Raw genomic sequence first — 16,893 nt, 5'->3', positions numbered from 1 at the left:
CCAGTAACATTCATATCTTTATTTTAGCATGAAGTTTATCATGATATCGATTTTGTAAGGTAAAAAAAGCAGAAAATCATGTTAGGATCACATGATTTTCCGCTTTCATCCGCCGATGAATTTTCACTGTTACTGCAATTCCTCAGAAGCTGTTCAATAGGTTATACCTGAGGTTGTTTTTCATTTCTTCCCTTTTACATAGTCTGCATCGAACAAAAATAATCTCATAAGTAAAATCAAAGAAGGGATCAATAGCAGCAGGCCTGCAACAAACGCAATCACGAGTGCCATACCCATTGTCGGGTTAGTTACACTAGATTCAATCGTTATATACGGTTTCAAGATATATGGCAAATGGGATGCGCCGTATCCAAAGAATGCAAAGAAAAACTGAAGCATGACCAATACAAATGCCGTTCCGAACTTCTTACGTTTGTAAATCAGGTAAGATGCCGCCAAAAAACTGGCTAATGAAAGCCCGAACATCCACCAGATATCAAGCGCATTCATAAAATGTTCTTGATTATGCTCCCTGAGCCCAACAAAAACCAAAAAACTGGCCAATATGGTTGGAGGGCTCCAGAACAATGAAAACTTCCTCAATACTTCCCGTGAATCCATGTCCCCTGCCCTATCTGCGTAATAAGTCAAAAAGGCTGCACTGATAAACAAAACAGAAACAATAGACAGAACAACCACGCTCCAAGAATAAGGGCTTGTAAACAATTCTCCCGCCAGGAATGTAACATTGCCGTCTGCCACTTCGAGAAATCCTCCTTCAGAAATCGTCAAAGCTGTTGATAAGGAAGCCGGAATCAATAACCCTGTCGCTCCGTAAAGAAAAAGATAGATGATGTTTTCCTTTGAACCATAATTATTGAATGCATAAAAGCTTCCACGAATGGCAAGCAGTATGATGGCAATACTCCCTGGTATCAGCAAAGCAGTTCCATAATAATAGGCTGCATCAGGGAAAAAACCGACAAGCCCTACGAAAAAGAACACAAAGAAAACATTTGTCACTTCCCATACGGGGGACAAGTACCGGCTAATCAGTACATTCAACGTATGCTCCTTATTTTTCAACCTACCATAAAAAGCAAAGAAACCGGCTCCGAAATCAATCGATGCCACAATGAGATAACCATAAAGGAAGATCCATAACACTGTAATCCCCACTATTTCCAAACTCATAGCCATTCCTCCTTTATTAAACCTAGAGTTAAACAGCAGCCCCTTCGATTCAAAACACTTTAGAAAACAGTTTATCTTTTAAGGGGCTGTCCGAGTCATTCAGTGCGTTTAGGAAAACGCTGTTCCAGCTCAGCTTCTGCCGGTTTATTCTTGAACATTTTGATTAATACGACTACACATAAAATCCCGAGCAGAATATATAGTGCAACAAACATCACAAACGTCAAGCCGACACCATCAGCTTTCGTCGCAGCATCCGCCACTTTCATATAGCCTCGGAGGATCCACGGCTGGCGTCCTACCTCTGCAAAAATCCAGCCGAATTCGATTGCCAGCATTGCAAGCGGACCGCTTGCCACGATCCCCCATAACAGAGGCTTGTTCCATTCATTCCGTTTCTTCCATTTCCAGAAAAGGATGAACACCCCTGATATGAAGATACTGTAGAATCCGATTGAAACCATGAGATCAAATAAATAGTGAATCCATAATGGCGGTCTTTCATCCTCCGGCGTCTCGTTTAATCCGATTACTTCATGCTCGAAAGAACTGCCGGCTAAAAAGCTCAGAAATCCGGGAAGCCTGATTTCGTTATGGACCTCGTTATTCTCATCCAAAGTACCGAACACAATCAAATCCGCGTTTTTCTCGGTTTCGAAATGCCACTCCGCAGCAGCCAGTTTTTCAGGCTGGTACTCAGCGAGGAACTTGGCAGACAAATCCCCTGCCAACGCTGTCGCAAACGCAAAAATAAGCGCGGATACCATCGTTAAGCGGAGAGCCTTGCGATGATACTCGCTTCCCTTTTTCTTTAAAATCGCAAAAGCCGTAATACCTGCCAAGATCAGAGCTGAAGTCAGATATGCTGTCGTCAGTACATGAAATACCTTTGTTGGTGTCGCAGGGTTAAGCATGGCTGCAATCGGATCGATATTGATCGCTTTCCCATCACTCAGCTCAAACCCCTGTGGTGTGTTCATGAACGCATTTACCGTCGTAATGAACAAAGCCGAAGCAGAAGACCCGATCATGACGGGAATGGTCAACAACCAGTGAATCCACTTATTCTTGAAGCGGTCCCACGTATATAAATAGATTCCAAGAAAAATAGCTTCAAAGAAAAACGCAAATGTTTCCATGAACAGCGGCAGTGCGATAACCTGCCCTGCTACCTGCATGAATGCAGGCCATAACATGGACAACTGGAGCCCGATCGCCGTACCCGTAACAACCCCTACTGCCACGGTAATCGTAAATCCTCTCGCCCACCTTCTTGCCAGTAAAATATAATGGGGATCATTACGCTTGATCCCCACAAATTCAGCAATCGATATCATAATTGGCACCCCTACACCAATCGTCGCAAAAATAATATGAAACGCGAGGGTCGTGGATGTCAGCATTCTACTCAATATCACACTATCTAATACCATTTCATTAATCCCCCTACCAGTTATTTCAGTTAATAACGAATACTTACTATTTATCACTTATTGGTTATTATAAAACCTTTTGAAGAGTTTGTGATGTATTGAACATGAATATTTTGTGACGTTTTTCACAAACTTTAGTTTGGTTATAGTTTATATGGTGTGGGTGGGTTGGGGCAAGGGATTTGCTTGTGTGGGGGATATTCCTTGCCAGGAAGTTTTTCTCAGCATCCCCCATACCCATATTAATCTGGAGATTTATAATATGTCCCTTTTCCATAACCATACTGAATTAAATTCATAGAGTTAAGTAAATATTGTGCGGTACGAGGTGATGAAATTTCAAGAAAGTCTCTTGCTTGCTTATTAGTAATAGTCGGTGCTATTAACAGGAAATAATCATTAATTGCTCGAACATGAGCATTTTTATCAAAATAGCTGCATTTCAAACAAAACCAAGAAGCTTGTTTCCTTATCATAGAAAACTCTTTACAATTTGTACATTGTACTCCTTTAGTAAAGTCTAATTCTATTTTATTTATCGGGAATGGTTTGTGCTCTCTTAAGAGTAATTTGGAAAGGCGCTTCAACTCTTTGTCACTGAGGTGAGGAGTATGGAAGATATTTAGTAGGTTATGAATTTTAGGAAGCAGGCTTTCAATTTTAACGGTTTTTTCAAGCACTTTTGTATCACTTGAAGAAGCAGTAAGAATTGACGTGGGATTTGTAAAAACTACTAAGAACTCAATTGGAATGACGGGTATCTTCATTTTCTTTAACACGCCTGATAAGTGGATTCTGTACTTTTCACATTGGGCAATAGGACTCGCAAAAGCTGATACCTCACCATTAAGGGTTCTCTTTAACTGACCGAACTCATTAGAAATATCAAGGTGGCCAGAAATATTTTTAATTTCCAGAATTAGCAGAACGTATTTTGTTAGGATCAGTGAATCAATTTGGAAATAGGTATTACCAACAGGGATACACAGGTCATTAATGATGTATATATCCTTATCGTCGATGGTGCTTAACTGACGATCTACTTTGCATTCACCATTATATCCTGCCCAAGCTTTTAATAAGCCTTCTTCAATTTTGGGGCGCAAATCAGATAGAGGATGAAGCCTTTTTAGTGAGGCTTCATTATACAAAATAATTTTGGGGACTGGGCGTTCTCTTAGAAACACTTTTTCACTCCTTTAATTGATGTATTATTTTTCCATTAGTTCTTTATTCTCTATTTACCGGTAAAAACCCTTTTTTTGTAAAAATTCTTCTGATTCAAAATTGTATAGATGAAATAAGAATTTGCAAGCTGACAAATTCCAAAGATCATTAATAGTAATGTTGATTCCTGTCTAACTCTTAGCGTAAATGGAAAAATGGAAAGATTATCAACGAAAATATTAGGTTATCAACGTTTTTATTGCGGTATCAACGAAAAATTTGGATTTATCAACATTTTTTATAATTTATCAACCTAAAATACCAACTTACCGACAATTCTTCAAATTTCGACAAACCTCACCACCTTACCGCCTCCCTCCCATTCCACTTCCAAAAACGTCCCCACCACCGCCCCCAAACAAAAAAACCCCGCACACCAAGTGCAGGGTCCTTCCAAAATCTCAAAACTCACACAAACTCAATCCTACATAGCCTCGAGCATCTTAAACTGTGATTTCACCAGCTCGTAATAATCGCCCTCCTGGTCCATGAGTTCATCATGGTTTCCGGATTCCTTGATCTTTCCTTGTTCAAGGACAAAGATGTTATCAGATTCGCGGATGGTCGATAGCCGGTGTGCAATGATGATCGCTGTGCGTCCGGCAAGCAGTTTCTTCAAGGCGTTTTGAATCTTTACTTCTGTTTCTGTGTCGATGGAAGCTGTGGCTTCATCCAAAATGATGATGCGCGGATTAGCGAGAAGCGCGCGGGCAAATGACAAGAGCTGTCTTTCGCCGACGGATAAGACGTTTCCTCTTTCTTCAACCTCGGTATCATACCCGTCAGAAAGTTTCTCGATGAATTCGTTCGCTCCAATGGCTTCTGCAGCCGCGCGGACTTCTTCATCAGTAGCATCCGGCCTGCCAAATCGGATGTTGTCTTTGATGGTGCCCGAGAAGATGAAGGTATCTTGCAGCACGATGCTGATTTGGCTTCGTAAGCTTGATACTGTTACATCACGTAAATTGACTCCGTCGATTTTCACTTCCCCTTTGGTAGGGTCGTAGAATCGGCTGATCAAATTAGCGATGGTTGTTTTCCCGGAGCCTGTGTGACCGACCAATGCGACAGTCTGCCCTTCTTTCATTTCCAAATTGATGTTCTTAAGTGCTTTTCTCTTATCATCATATGAGAATTCCACATTTTCAAATTGAATTCGGCCTTTTATATCATTCAATTCAATAGCGTTTTGTTTTTCATTGACAATCGGCTGTTCATCCAGAAATTCAAAGATACGTTCGGATGATGCCATCCCGATCAGCAGCTGATTGTAAACCTGGCCAAGCCTCGAAATCGGCTCCCAGAACATCCCCAGATAGAAGGCAAATGAAACGAATTCCCCGAGTTCCAAAGACCCGCCTTGGATAAGGTGCGCTCCATACCAGATCAATACGGCTGTCCCTACTGCATTTGTCAATTCAACCATTGGCCTGAACATGGCATTTTTCTTCGTGGCTGTTTTCCAGCTGTCGAAGGTCTCGGTATTTACTCCATCGAAGAAAGCCATATTTTCTTTTTCCTGGGTAAACGATTGAGTGACACGAATCCCTTGTATACTCTCATTTAAATGTGAATTTAGTTTGGCCTGTTTTATTCTCACATCCTGCCAGGATCTGCGGATATTTTTTCTCAGGCTGGTGGAAATAAAGAACATGATTGGCAAGATGACCATGACCGCCAATGTAAGTTCCGGACTGAGTGTGAATAAGATGACGATGATCCCCGCAAGCAGGATGATGTCCATCAGCAGGTTGATGACTCCATTCGTAAATAGTTCCTGGAGGGAGTTGATATCGTTCATGATCCGTACAAGAATCGAACCGGCCGAGCGCTGGTCGAAGAAGCGGTGCGACAGCCACTGGACATGACTGAACAGATGCTTCCTCAAGTCATAAATCACTCCCTGCCCCAGCTCGTTCATCCAGCGTATCCGGAGGACGTTGGCGACATAATTAATGACATAAAGTCCTGCGATGATGCCCACCAGTGTAAAAAGGAGCGTTCCATCTTTCTGACGTATTGCTTTATCAAGAGTATACACCCCTATCAGAATAGGGATGATCAACCGGATTGCGGTTGTAATCAGGACGGTAACAATCGAAAGGGGAAGCAGTTTTTTCGAATATGGCTTTAAATAGGTTAGTAAGCGCCAAAGCTGCTCCCAGTTAAATGGCTTATCGATTACCTGATCGATTGAATAGTGAAAGCGGCTTAAGACATTCTTATTGACTTTTGATTTCTTGCTCATTCCCCTCACCTACCTTCCTTGTGCTTGAAGTATCTTTTTTTGATCTTTATATTGGATGTCGTATATCCGTTGATACGGTCCTTTATTTTTGAGAAGGAAGTCATGGACGCCCCGCTCAACGATGGTTCCGTTTTCCATGACCAAAATTTCGTCTGCATGTTTCAATGATGAGATTCGATGCGCGATGATGAATGTCGTACGGTCGGACATGACATTTTTCAGCGCCTTTTGAATTCTGAATTCCGTTTCCATATCTACTGCACTTGTCGCATCGTCAAGAATCAAAATCGAAGGATCTGTACAGAGTGCGCGCGCAATCGCAATTCGCTGCTTTTGTCCTCCGGAAAGCCCAAGTCCCCTCTCTCCAAGCTTTGTATCATAACCGTCAGGCAGCTCGGTGATGAACTCATGTGCCTGCGCCATCTTTGCAGCTTCAATGATTTCATCCATCGTTGCTTCAGGTCGGCCGTATGAAATGTTGGCTTTAATAGTAGATGAAAACAGGAAGGATTCCTGGAGTACAACCCCGATATTTTTCCGAAGGGATTTTAATGAATAATCACTTAACGCTTTCCCGTCAATGAGGATTTCTCCTTGAGTTGGTTCGTAAAAGCGTGTCATTAGTTGAGTTATGCTTGTTTTTCCTGATCCTGTACTTCCGATCAGTCCGATGACTTTCCCGCTTTCTGCTTTGAACGATATATCCTCCAAGGCAGCCTCATCGTGTTCTGTGTAATTTAAAGATACGTGATTGAACTCCACTACACCTTTCATCCGGTCTACATGGACAACTGCTTCATGATCCTTGATTTTTTCATCCACTTCCAGGATCTCCAACAGCCTTTCACCTGAAGCTTTTGATTGGGAGAATAAGTTGATGGTGAATCCAAGGTTCATGATCGGCCAGATGATATACCAAACCAGGCTGTAAAACGCGACAAGTTCTCCCGGTTGAAGGTTCCCATTCATGACCAGGTAACCACCGTACGCAAGGAGCATGACGACGCTGACGTTTCCGAGGAACTCCATTAAGGGGAAGTACTTAGCCCATATGTCTGAGGTGAAAAGGTACTTATCTTTATAATCACCATTTGATGTGTTGAATTTATTGATTTGGAACTCTTCACGTGACAGAGATTTGACCGTATTGATACCGCTTATATTTTCTTGGACATTTGTATTCAACTTACCAAACGATTTTCGGATTCCCCTGAATGCCGGGTGTACTGCTTTATCAAATTTATAGACGGTAATAGCCAGAAATGGCAGGGTCACGAGTGTGACGAATGTCAAAGAAGGAGAATAATAAAACATGACTCCGAAACTGACAGTTATTAGTAAGAAGAAACGTAGTAGTTCAGTAAAACCGAATGACAGGAAAAAGCGAAATGCTTCTACGTCGGCTGTCAAACGTGACATTAAGTCTCCAGTCTTGGCGTTGTCATAGTAACTGAATGGCAGGAATTGCAGTTTTTCATACAGTTCGTTTCTAAGCCTGTAAACGGAAGTGATTCCAAATAGATCTCCGCAATACTGCTGAATGAAAGTGGTAATTCCTTTTAGTATCATGATTCCGACAAAACCAAATGCAAGATAAGGAATCCACTGATAGTTGCCTTGCAGAATGACATCATCAATGGTTTTTTGAAGTATGACCGGGTACACTACGGTGATACCGGTTACAAATAAAAGAAAAAACATTGAGATGAAAAAGTATTTCTTATAGGGCCAATAATAGGCTTTTAATTTTTTGAAAGTTTCCATAATTCCTCTCCCTTCCCTAGGTGCGTAAAAAACGACGTATTATTAAATATATCGGGTTTCGAAATATTTATCTACCCTTTTTTAGAATTTTTTACTTTTTTATGAATTGTTTTATATTTTCCCGACTTATCCTTATATTAATAAGAAACAAATAAAAAAAGATCGGCCATAAGACCGATCCATTCTGGATATTCCGCAGGATTATTCGCTTTTTTCCATCTCGCCCAGTACTCTGTTGACACGCTTTTCAAGCATCTTCATACCGCTTCCGCCTGCCTGGAAATGACGGAGGCTGCCATCTTTATCGAACACATAATAGGCAGGTACATATTGATTTTCGAAGGCATCTGTCAGTTTATGCTCACTATCAACAAAAATGGGCTGGGTAATGTCGTGTTCAGCTGCAACCTTTTTGATGTCTTCCAAATTTAAATCGTCTTCAGAGCGCGGCATATGAACAGCCATTACATTCAGCTTGTCACTGTAATTGTCACGGAACTCATTGACTTGAGGCATGGCTTCCTTGCAAAGGTGGCAGCTGACAGACCAGAAATGTATAAGTGTCGGTTTTTCCCCGATAAGATCTTGTTTCGTTACTTCACCGTTTAACCACTCAGTCGCACCGTTGAGTTCAGGCATTTGTTCACGAAGTTTCATGATTAGACCTCCAGTTATTTGTAATAGTATTAATTCAAGATAGAATTCACCAAGATAAGAAAAAGGCCTAACAAACGGTTAGGCCTCTATTCATTTGGAAATTATAAAGTTTTTTGACCTGGCTTCCAGTTAGCCGGGCAAAGTCCCCCGGTTTGAAGCGCTTGAAGAACACGCAGTGTTTCTTCAACGTCACGGCCGATGTTGTTGTGGAATACTACTTGATATTGAAGTTCACCTTCTGGGTTGATGATGTAAAGCCCGCGAAGTGCTACACCCTCGTCTTCGATTAATACTCCGTATTCCTTGGATACACTGTGGTTGGTGTCCGCTGCCAGCGGATATCTCAACTCACCAAGTCCGTTTTCTTTACGGTCAGTGTTGATCCAGGCTAAGTGTGTATGGATAGTGTCTGTGGAGACACCGATAACTTCTGCATCTAAATCTTCGAACTCATCGTAACGGTCTGACATTGCTGTAATTTCAGTTGGACACACGAAAGTGAAATCCATTGGGTAGAAGAACAATACTGTCCATTTGTCATTTTTCATATTTTCTTCAAGTGATACCTTACCAAATTCTTTGTTTGGCATTACAGCGTCCATTTCAAAACGTGGAGCTTGTTTACCTACCATGCGTTCTGCCATGAAAAAATCCCTCCAATGAGTTTTTTATATAATTTTGAGAAAGATACAGGCTGGAGCCTGTCCTTTCTTATTCACAATTTTCATTATAAGGGATTCGTATTTTCCAGTCAATGTTAGATTATAATCAATTTAATATAAAAATGATTATAATTTATTAAATCAATCCCTTATTTGTTTTTCCCTATTAAATAGAAATTTAGTCATCTAAAAAAAGCAAAATCAATATTTGAGCATTTGATTAAAGTTTACCATTTTCCAAGCGGGGAATAAAACAATATGCATTTGCAGATTTCACCTTTGACATAACCCTTATTGCAATGTATATACTATAAAGGTTCATTACTTTTAGAGAAAGGATGTTTTGCTTGAATTACATAGTTGGACTGAATGTTTTAGGCGATAAGATCGCCAATTTCAATTGGGGCGGACTGCTGGTCACCATTGGAATCGGTGCCTTACAGGTTTTAGCGATCTGGATTGCCTTCATAGTGGTAAAAGGAGCAGCAAACAAGGTGCTCGAAAGAATATTTGATAAGTACAGTAAAAGAAATGATGTTTCGGCCGGCAGGGCTCAAACGCTTCAAAGCCTCAGCAAAAATATAGTCGGTTATGTCCTGATTTTTATCTTCTTTGTAACGATTCTACAAATCTTCGGTATTCAGGTAACAGCTATTCTGGCTGGTGCCGGCATCATTGGTCTTGCAGTCGGTTTCGGTGCCCAGGGACTTGTCAGTGATGTGGTCACAGGTTTTTTCATCCTGTTAGAAAAACAAGTGGATGTCGGTGACTACGTTTCCACCGGGAATTTCTCAGGCATTGTTGAAGAGGTTGGACTCCGCACCACTCACATCCGCGGATTTGATGGAACACTCCATTATGTCCCGAACAGGGAAATCACCAGTGTTAGTAATCACTCAAGAGGCAATATGCGCGCGCTTGTAGATATCGGAATTTCTTATGATGATGATATCGATAAAGCGATTGTGGTGCTCCAACAGGTTTGCGACCAGATTGCTCAGGAAGACAACAACATCGTGGATGGCCCCAATGTCATCGGTGTGCAGACACTGGGTGCTTCCGACGTGGTGCTTCGCATCATCGGTAAAACAAAGAATATGGAACAGTGGGGAGTGGAAAGAAAGCTTCGGAAAGCTCTAAAAGAAGCTCTTGACCAAAACGGGATTGAAATTCCTTTCCCTCATCAAGTTTATATCGAGAAGAAAGATCAGTAAATTAAATAAAGCGGCCGGCTCCATCTTTACAGGTGCCGGCCGCTTTTTATTTTATTTCTTCACATTCAAAGACTCAAAGTACTCAGTAAGGAGTGAAATAGCAAAGTCAATTGCTTCTTCTTCCGGGTTCAATTTAGAATGATGCAGCCCATAAGGGGAATTTACACCCAGCCAGAACATGAATCCCGGTATGTTCTCAAGCATGTAACCAAAATCTTCTCCTGTCATAGCCTCTTTGCATAGTACAAGGTGACGGTTATCCGTTTTCTGCACAAATGATATGAAGTCTTTCGTCCATTCCGGATCATTGTATACCTGTTGATACATACTGCCATAATCAACTTCAATGTCACAGTCGTAACTAATTTTCATTCCTTGGATCAGTGCTTCCAATCTTGTTTTCACACTCTTCATCGATTCGGGAGATAGTGTGCGGATCGTTCCTTCCAAGGTGGCGGTTTCAGCAATGATATTTTGAACCGTGCCGCTTTCCATCTTACCAATCGTGATGACTGCGCTGTCCAAAGGATCCACATTCCTTGAAACGATGGACTGCAGCTGGGTCACGAAGTGTGAAGCAGCAACAATCATGTCTTTAGTTTGATGGGGATACGCTGCGTGGCCGCCTTTTCCTTTGAACTTGAGAAACAGCTCGGATGTATTGGCAAATAATAGACCTTCCTTTATCGCGACCGTCCCAACCTCGTATTCAGGGGCTATATGGAGTGCGAAAACAGCATCAGGCATCCATTCCTTCATCTCATCACTTTCAAGCATGGGCTTCGCTCCACCCGGACCTTCCTCTGCAGGCTGAAAAATAAACAATAGGTCATCTTCAATTGGCTGTTCTATAAAATATGTCATGACCCCGAGTGCAATCGACATATGAAAGTCGTGACCGCATGCATGCATGCTTCCAATATGATCCGAAGAGTATTCCAAACCCGTTTCCTCTTTTATGGGCAGTCCATCAATATCCGCACGGTAACCGATGATTCTGGTCGGATTTGTCCCTGCTATTTTTACAAACAATCCGGTCTTCCATTTTTTTATTTCATATCTATGTGAAGGAAGACTGGAAATGTAATCCATTAAATACTTTTGTGTCTTATATTCCTGATATCCCAATTCAGGAATCTTATGAAGGTCTCTTCTGATTGATTTAAAATCTGTTACAGGCATAATGCCCCTCCCTGCCTTTCCTTACTTTCCCTATACAAAAAGAACAGACGAAAGGTTTTTCTTTCCGTCCGTTCTTGCATGAGGCTGTTAAATATATCAGATCTTTACCATGCTTTGTTTTTATACTAAATTAAAGCTGGCGCAGTTCCTGTTTGATTTCGGTTTTTGATTTAGTTTTGTCATCGATGTCTTTTAGCTTCTTGGCAGGTGTGCCGGCTACGACAGTGTATGGAGGGACGTCATCTACGACTACCGCTCCTGCTGCAACCACAGAACCTTTTCCGACCGTTACACCTTCTAATACTACAGCGTTCGCACCGATCACGACGTCGTCTTCAATGATGACCGGCTTCGCTGAAGGAGGCTCGATGACACCCGCAAGGACAGCTCCTGCACCAATATGACAGTTCTTCCCTACGGTTGCACGTCCGCCAAGCACGACGTTCATATCGATCATTGTGCCGGCACCAACCACTGAACCGATATTAATGACTGAGCCCATCATGATGACACAGTTTTCACCGATCTCCACCTGATCCCTGATGATAGCCCCAGGTTCGATACGGGCTTTCACTCCTTTAAGGTCCAATAGTGGAATGGCAGAGTTTCTGCGGTCATTTTCCAGAACATAGTCTTCAATATTCTCACTGTTTTCTTCCAGGACCTTCGAAAGTTCATTCCACTCACCGAAAACCACCCCGGTATTCCCTTCGATGAAGGTTTGTGAAGAGGATCCAAAGTCGATCCCTTCTAAATTCCCTTTTACATAAACCTTTACAGGTGTTGATTTTGTACTATTTTGAATAAAAGAGATAATCTCGTTCGCATCCATCATTTTCATGCTTTTCCCCTCCAAAATTATGTATAAATTCAGATTCTTCCTTGAATTACTTTATCAAATTAAAGGGTAGAAGACAACCAAAAAATCCTGATTATCCAGAATTTCCATCCAGGAATTCTTTTACAATTTCAACAAAAGCATCGACTTGCCTTAGTTGAAAGGCAGATTCATATCCAAGCAGCCATGTATCACGATGGATGAGGGTGTCATGTTCATCGACCAAAGGAAGCTTATAAATATCTTCTTCCATACCATTCAAGGTGATTGCCGGCAGGATGGCATAGCCTATTCCATTCAGCGTCATTTGTTTGCACGTCTCGATCTGGTCAACGACGATTGTACGTTTAGGGGTCGTTTGAAATTGCCGGTGCCACCATTCCTGAATTTCCTGATAATAATTTGAATCACTTTTAAATTGAATGAACGGCCTGTCTGTTTTCATCACTTCCTCAATTGTCTGAATTTCACGATCGACCAGATACAAAGTATCTTGAAATAAATGATGCTTGGGCCCTTTCCAGTCCGGTGTACCTCTGATGATACCGATATGGACTTCATCTTCATAGATGGCTTTGAGGATTTCGCTGCTCCAGCCCGTCATAAGAGAAATTTTGGCGTGGGGATAGGTCTCGACAAAGCGCTTCAGTACTTTAGGGAGCCAATTCTGTCCCACTATTGAAGCACATGCAATCTTTAAAGTACCGTGAACTTCATTTTCCAGTGCCTGGATCTGTTCTTTCACAATCTCTTGTCTCCCGAGCATTTCGTCGGCTAATTTGACGACAAGCTCCCCAGCAGGTGTCAAAGAGAGCCCTTTTTGCGAACGCAGAAAGAGTTTGGTTCCCCATTCTTTTTCTATATTTTGGAGCCGTTGCGACAAAGCTGGCTGAGATACGAAAAGTCTTTCAGCCGCCTTCCGCATATTCATTTCTTGAGCCAATACTTGCAATAATTGATATTCAGTAAATGCCATAAAAACAACCTCATAAGTTTTTCTTATATTATATCTTAATATAAATAGAATTTCATTATCAGATAATATGGAATAGAATGTAAGAAGAACGGTCGGCGAGGTGAAAAAAATGGAATTACTTTTGTTCATAACTGGGATGATTGTTGCATTTGTGGGTACACTGGCAGGAAGCGGCGGGTTGATTGGAATGCCGGTCATGCTTCTTCTCGGCATCCCTGTTCACACAAGTATAGCTACTGCTAAATTCTCAAATATCATCAGTTCATCTTCCAGCTTTGTTTATTTGCTTAAAGACAGAAAAGTGACCTATAGGGAATGCCTCCCCATCCTCCCGCTTGCCTTGGCAGGGGGCATCCTTGGTGCGTTTCTAGCTGATAAAATAAATCCTGCAGTCCTCGAATGGCTGGCTTTTTTCTTTTTATTGTTTGCCCTGCTTTTAAGTTTGCTGAAAGGGATCCAGCCGGAAAGAAAGAAAGGAAAGTACACGCTCCCCTTTGGAAAGCTTTTTTTGATCAGTTCGTATGACGGTTTATTCGGCCCCGGCCAGGCGACGCTCCTCATGTACACGCATCTTAGGCACGGTCTTACTTATCTGAAAACCGTAGCATTGACAAGATTTCAAACCTTTGTCAGCTGCCTCGGTGCTTTTACGATGTATTGGAGCAATGGCCATGTCGAATGGATGACAGCGCTCCCTTTTGCCTTAGGTGCCTTGATTGGGGCCCAGCTGTCTGTCAGATTAGCTTCAAAGGTTTCCATTAAACAAGCAGGGATTTTATTGAATATCATTACATTCATATTAATTTTACAGGTGGGGATGCGATTATTCCTTTAATCCTTTATCCTTTGGCAGAAACATAATCCCAATAAAGCTCATGGCGGCAAAGATGAGGACCACGAGATAAACCGTATGAAGGGAGGACGTTAACCCCTCCTGAAGAGTCTGAAGTAAGCCTGGAGATAAACTGGCTCTTTCTGTTTCGCTTAATAAAGCATTGACTCCATCTATGGACAGTTCACCGCCTGCTTCCGACTCTTGCAGATAATCTTTCAATCTGCTATTGAGAATTCCTCCAAGCAGCGCCGCGCCAATCGTGGTTCCCAGATTCCTCATGAACATATTTGTGGCGGTGGCTATACCCCTTACTTTCCACTCAACTGTTGATTGGATGGAAACGATAAACGCTGTAGAGGATAATCCCATTCCGACCCCGATAAAGAAGGAACCGCATGCAGCCCATAATGGCCCAAAGGAGGGCTGCATAAATACAAAGACAGATGCTCCCACTATTAGAGAAATCCCTCCGATCAAGGAAGTGAAAAAGTAACCCGCTTTTAATAATAAGCGGCCTGCGATTGTAGCGGAAATCGGCCAACCAATCGACATAGCCGTAAGTGTAAATCCAGCAACTGTCGCGCTTCTTTCCATGACCCCCTGAACAAAGGCAGGAAGAAAGCTGGAAATCCCGATCAGCATGATTCCCGTAGTCAGTGACACCACATTTGCTACCAGAATGGAGCGTACCTTCCATAAGTCAAACGGCATCATAGGCTGCGGCGTCCTCATCTCATGATAGATAAACACCCCAAGACCTAAGACCGATGTGCTGACGAGGAGAATCGTCTGCCAGGAGTCCCATGGAAGCCGGACGCCGCCTTCTACCAACACAACCATCAAGGAGGAAACGGTCAATACGAGTAACGCTGCTCCTCCATAATCAATGACTGGTTTTTTCTTTTCAATATTTTCATGTAAGAAAAGCCACAATCCTGCAATAGCGAGAATGCCAAGAGGGATGTTGACCCAGAAAACATAACGCCAGCTTACATATTCAACAAGAATGCCCCCGATAAGAGGACCGCTGATAGCTGATATGCCCCATACACTGGATAGATACCCCTGAATTTTCGCACGCTCTTCTTTCGAATAAATATCTCCTACAATCGTCGTTGCCATCGGAAGAACCGCACCTGCTCCAAACCCTTGGATAAACCTGAAAATGATCAGCTGCGTCATTGATTGTGATAATCCGCAAAGTATTGAACCCATCAGGAAAATGACAATACCAGTCGTAATGATCGGTTTTCTTCCAAATAGATCCGATAATTTCCCATAAATCAATACAGTCACGGCATTCATCAATAAGTATGATGAAAATACCCAGCTATAAAGTGAGAATCCCCCTAAATCGCCAACTATTGCAGGCATTGCCGTCGATACAATCGTCGCTTCAATCGCTCCCATGAACATAGCAAGCATGACGGCTATTAATACATAAGGTTTTTTTGTCTGCTTCAATCCTTGCTTCCCCAAACTGCTCATTTTGATCTCCTTCAATAAGTCTTCAATGAAAGAGGATGACAAGTTATGCCATCCTCCTTTTTCTATCATGGAGTTCCCCCTTTGGGGTCTCCGTGTTTTGATTACATGTTAAACACTTTTTTCGTACTGATACATTTCAAAAGATATTAGGAATTATAAATGTTCCGTTTGAGCTGTTTCAACATCACTCTTCTGGTCATGATCCCTTCAAAATATTCATCATCGGAGACTACACACAAGAATGGATGATCAATCAACAGCTCCACCGCTTTTTTGAAATCCGCATCGAATGAAATCGTAGGGAAATCACTGGTCATGACTTCCTCCACTTTCATTGATTCAAGCTTCTCAAACTCAAATCGCTCGAGACCCAATACAGCATCAGTTATGAGCGATGAGCTGATAAGACCTTGAAAACGAAATGCAGAATCCAATACCGGAATGGAAGAATATCCGCTTTTTGTCAATAACAGCAAAGCATGTTCAAGAGAATTACCCATTTGTACGTGAGCGACTTTCTCTGATGGAATGATAAAATCTTTAATATTCGTTTCTAAAAATTCCTTACTACTTAATGAAATCATGTAAAACCCCTCATTTTTTTATGAATGTTTCATTCAGCATGTTTCTTAGTGCCAAGCTTTTTTCGATTCATCATGATTGTTAATTTCATTTACAAAAAAGCACCACACTAATTCTAACACAGGAGAAGGAAATTGTAGAAATATCCGCTTCAACAAATAACAATAAATGGATTTACATACATAAAAAAATAACCAAACAAGAGTATGATCTCATCTGGTTATCTTAGTGTTATTCTTGATTTGCTTCCTGCAGCAGTTCGTAGATTTCAATTGCCGTGATGTCGATGTTGTCAAAAGGAAAACTGCTCCCTTTTTCATTCATGACTTCAATTTCGAAGGTATCCTGTTTCGGTAAATACTTTACCTCACAAATCTTCTTTCCGTTGTATTCAAAAAAACGCTGTTGAGTTTCCCCTTGTTCACCTTGTTCTTGCAATGTCTTTAATCTTTGTATGATTCCAAGAAGCTGAGACATAAGCAGTCTCTCCTTTCCTGTTCTATTTCTTTTTTCATAGCTTTTGCATTGTACCAAATTCTATCCTGTTAAATCTAATGTTTTGCCCTAATACTGATAAAAATCCTATATAATGA

15 protein-coding genes are annotated in these 16,893 nt (G+C 41.6%); 2 read left to right on the top strand and 13 right to left on the bottom strand.

What is annotated here, in order from left to right:
* Positions 1 to 180: 180 nt before the first annotated feature.
* The 7 genes from HWX64_RS07500 to HWX64_RS07470 form a co-directional block, all read right to left on the bottom strand.
* Positions 181 to 1,194, bottom strand: coding sequence for a cytochrome d ubiquinol oxidase subunit II (locus tag HWX64_RS07500; protein WP_175988691.1), 1,014 nt, complete (start codon positions 1,192 to 1,194; stop codon positions 181 to 183).
* Positions 1,195 to 1,289: 95 nt separating this feature from the next.
* Positions 1,290 to 2,627, bottom strand: a complete 1,338-nt coding sequence (locus tag HWX64_RS07495; RefSeq protein ID WP_175988689.1) for a cytochrome ubiquinol oxidase subunit I — start codon at positions 2,625 to 2,627, stop codon at positions 1,290 to 1,292.
* Positions 2,628 to 2,869: 242 nt separating this feature from the next.
* On the bottom strand, positions 2,870 to 3,814 hold the full coding sequence (locus HWX64_RS07490) for a nuclease-related domain-containing protein (RefSeq protein WP_175988687.1): 945 nt from the start codon (positions 3,812 to 3,814) through the stop codon (positions 2,870 to 2,872).
* Between the two features lie 464 nt (positions 3,815 to 4,278).
* Positions 4,279 to 6,102 carry an ABC transporter ATP-binding protein gene (locus tag HWX64_RS07485; RefSeq protein WP_175988685.1) on the bottom strand — a complete coding sequence of 608 codons (1,824 nt, stop codon included), beginning with the start codon at positions 6,100 to 6,102 and terminating at the stop codon, positions 4,279 to 4,281.
* Between the two features lie 9 nt (positions 6,103 to 6,111).
* Entirely contained in the window at positions 6,112 to 7,866 is a 1,755-nt protein-coding gene (locus HWX64_RS07480) for an ABC transporter ATP-binding protein (protein ID WP_175988683.1), read from the bottom strand.
* Between the two features lie 201 nt (positions 7,867 to 8,067).
* Positions 8,068 to 8,523, bottom strand: coding sequence for a TlpA disulfide reductase family protein (locus HWX64_RS07475; RefSeq protein ID WP_175988681.1), 456 nt, complete (start codon positions 8,521 to 8,523; stop codon positions 8,068 to 8,070).
* A 101-nt stretch (positions 8,524 to 8,624) separates the two neighbouring features.
* Entirely contained in the window at positions 8,625 to 9,167 is a 543-nt protein-coding gene (locus tag HWX64_RS07470) for a peroxiredoxin (RefSeq protein ID WP_175988679.1), read from the bottom strand.
* A 365-nt stretch (positions 9,168 to 9,532) separates the two neighbouring features.
* Here HWX64_RS07470 and HWX64_RS07465 point away from each other — a divergent pair, with 365 nt between their 5' ends.
* Entirely contained in the window at positions 9,533 to 10,399 is an 867-nt protein-coding gene (locus HWX64_RS07465) for a mechanosensitive ion channel family protein (protein WP_254871065.1), read from the top strand.
* A 51-nt stretch (positions 10,400 to 10,450) separates the two neighbouring features.
* Here the strand turns inward: HWX64_RS07465 and HWX64_RS07460 are convergent, their stop codons facing one another.
* The 3 genes from HWX64_RS07460 to HWX64_RS07450 all read right to left on the bottom strand — a co-directional run bounded on the left by HWX64_RS07460 (position 10,451) and on the right by HWX64_RS07450 (position 13,395).
* Entirely contained in the window at positions 10,451 to 11,581 is a 1,131-nt protein-coding gene (locus tag HWX64_RS07460) for an N-acetyldiaminopimelate deacetylase (RefSeq protein ID WP_175988675.1), read from the bottom strand.
* A gap of 130 nt (positions 11,582 to 11,711) precedes the next feature.
* Positions 11,712 to 12,422 carry a 2,3,4,5-tetrahydropyridine-2,6-dicarboxylate N-acetyltransferase gene (gene dapD, locus HWX64_RS07455; RefSeq protein ID WP_175988673.1) on the bottom strand — a complete coding sequence of 237 codons (711 nt, stop codon included), beginning with the start codon at positions 12,420 to 12,422 and terminating at the stop codon, positions 11,712 to 11,714.
* A gap of 91 nt (positions 12,423 to 12,513) precedes the next feature.
* The gene (locus HWX64_RS07450; protein ID WP_175988672.1) at positions 12,514 to 13,395 is read right to left on the bottom strand and encodes a LysR family transcriptional regulator; all 882 of its coding nucleotides are present in this window, start codon (positions 13,393 to 13,395) and stop codon (positions 12,514 to 12,516) included.
* Positions 13,396 to 13,504: 109 nt separating this feature from the next.
* On the opposite strand from HWX64_RS07450, the gene HWX64_RS07445 reads away from it, so the two are divergent.
* The gene (locus tag HWX64_RS07445; protein ID WP_175988670.1) at positions 13,505 to 14,230 is read left to right on the top strand and encodes a sulfite exporter TauE/SafE family protein; all 726 of its coding nucleotides are present in this window, start codon (positions 13,505 to 13,507) and stop codon (positions 14,228 to 14,230) included.
* Here HWX64_RS07445 and HWX64_RS07440 read toward each other — a convergent pair.
* From HWX64_RS07440 to HWX64_RS07430, 3 genes are all read right to left on the bottom strand, one after another.
* Complete coding sequence (locus HWX64_RS07440) at positions 14,219 to 15,718, bottom strand: MDR family MFS transporter (RefSeq protein WP_175989676.1); 1,500 nt, start codon at positions 15,716 to 15,718, stop codon at positions 14,219 to 14,221. The two genes, HWX64_RS07445 and HWX64_RS07440, sit on opposite strands and share 12 nt — an antisense overlap.
* Before the next feature lie 146 nt (positions 15,719 to 15,864).
* Positions 15,865 to 16,302 (bottom strand): cyclic-di-AMP-binding protein CbpB, encoded by a 438-nt coding sequence (cbpB, locus tag HWX64_RS07435; protein ID WP_175988668.1) that lies wholly within the window; start codon positions 16,300 to 16,302, stop codon positions 15,865 to 15,867.
* Between the two features lie 229 nt (positions 16,303 to 16,531).
* The gene (locus tag HWX64_RS07430) at positions 16,532 to 16,777 is read right to left on the bottom strand and encodes a YkuJ family protein (RefSeq protein WP_032089035.1); all 246 of its coding nucleotides are present in this window, start codon (positions 16,775 to 16,777) and stop codon (positions 16,532 to 16,534) included.
* Positions 16,778 to 16,893: the final 116 nt, after the last annotated feature.

The organism is Bacillus sp. Marseille-Q1617 (assembly GCF_903645295.1).
In the GTDB taxonomy this organism is placed as follows: domain Bacteria; phylum Bacillota; class Bacilli; order Bacillales; family Bacillaceae_B; genus Rossellomorea.
The sequence above is the reverse complement of the archived record's forward strand: the minus strand, read 5'-3'. Positions and strand labels throughout refer to the sequence as shown.

Coding starts and splice junctions, on each gene's coding strand:
- HWX64_RS07500 (WP_175988691.1), bottom strand. CDS start 1,194: ATGAGTTTGGAAATAGTGGGGATTACAGTGTTATGGATCTTCCTTTAT.
- HWX64_RS07495 (WP_175988689.1), bottom strand. CDS start 2,627: ATGGTATTAGATAGTGTGATATTGAGTAGAATGCTGACATCCACGACC.
- HWX64_RS07485 (WP_175988685.1), bottom strand. CDS start 6,102: ATGAGCAAGAAATCAAAAGTCAATAAGAATGTCTTAAGCCGCTTTCAC.
- HWX64_RS07480 (WP_175988683.1), bottom strand. CDS start 7,866: ATGGAAACTTTCAAAAAATTAAAAGCCTATTATTGGCCCTATAAGAAA.
- HWX64_RS07475 (WP_175988681.1), bottom strand. CDS start 8,523: ATGAAACTTCGTGAACAAATGCCTGAACTCAACGGTGCGACTGAGTGG.
- HWX64_RS07470 (WP_175988679.1), bottom strand. CDS start 9,167: ATGGCAGAACGCATGGTAGGTAAACAAGCTCCACGTTTTGAAATGGAC.
- HWX64_RS07460 (WP_175988675.1), bottom strand. CDS start 11,581: ATGCCTGTAACAGATTTTAAATCAATCAGAAGAGACCTTCATAAGATT.
- dapD (WP_175988673.1), bottom strand. CDS start 12,422: ATGAAAATGATGGATGCGAACGAGATTATCTCTTTTATTCAAAATAGT.
- HWX64_RS07450 (WP_175988672.1), bottom strand. CDS start 13,395: ATGGCATTTACTGAATATCAATTATTGCAAGTATTGGCTCAAGAAATG.
- HWX64_RS07445 (WP_175988670.1), top strand. CDS start 13,505: ATGGAATTACTTTTGTTCATAACTGGGATGATTGTTGCATTTGTGGGT.
- HWX64_RS07440 (WP_175989676.1), bottom strand. CDS start 15,718: ATGAGCAGTTTGGGGAAGCAAGGATTGAAGCAGACAAAAAAACCTTAT.
- cbpB (WP_175988668.1), bottom strand. CDS start 16,302: ATGATTTCATTAAGTAGTAAGGAATTTTTAGAAACGAATATTAAAGAT.
- HWX64_RS07430 (WP_032089035.1), bottom strand. CDS start 16,777: ATGTCTCAGCTTCTTGGAATCATACAAAGATTAAAGACATTGCAAGAA.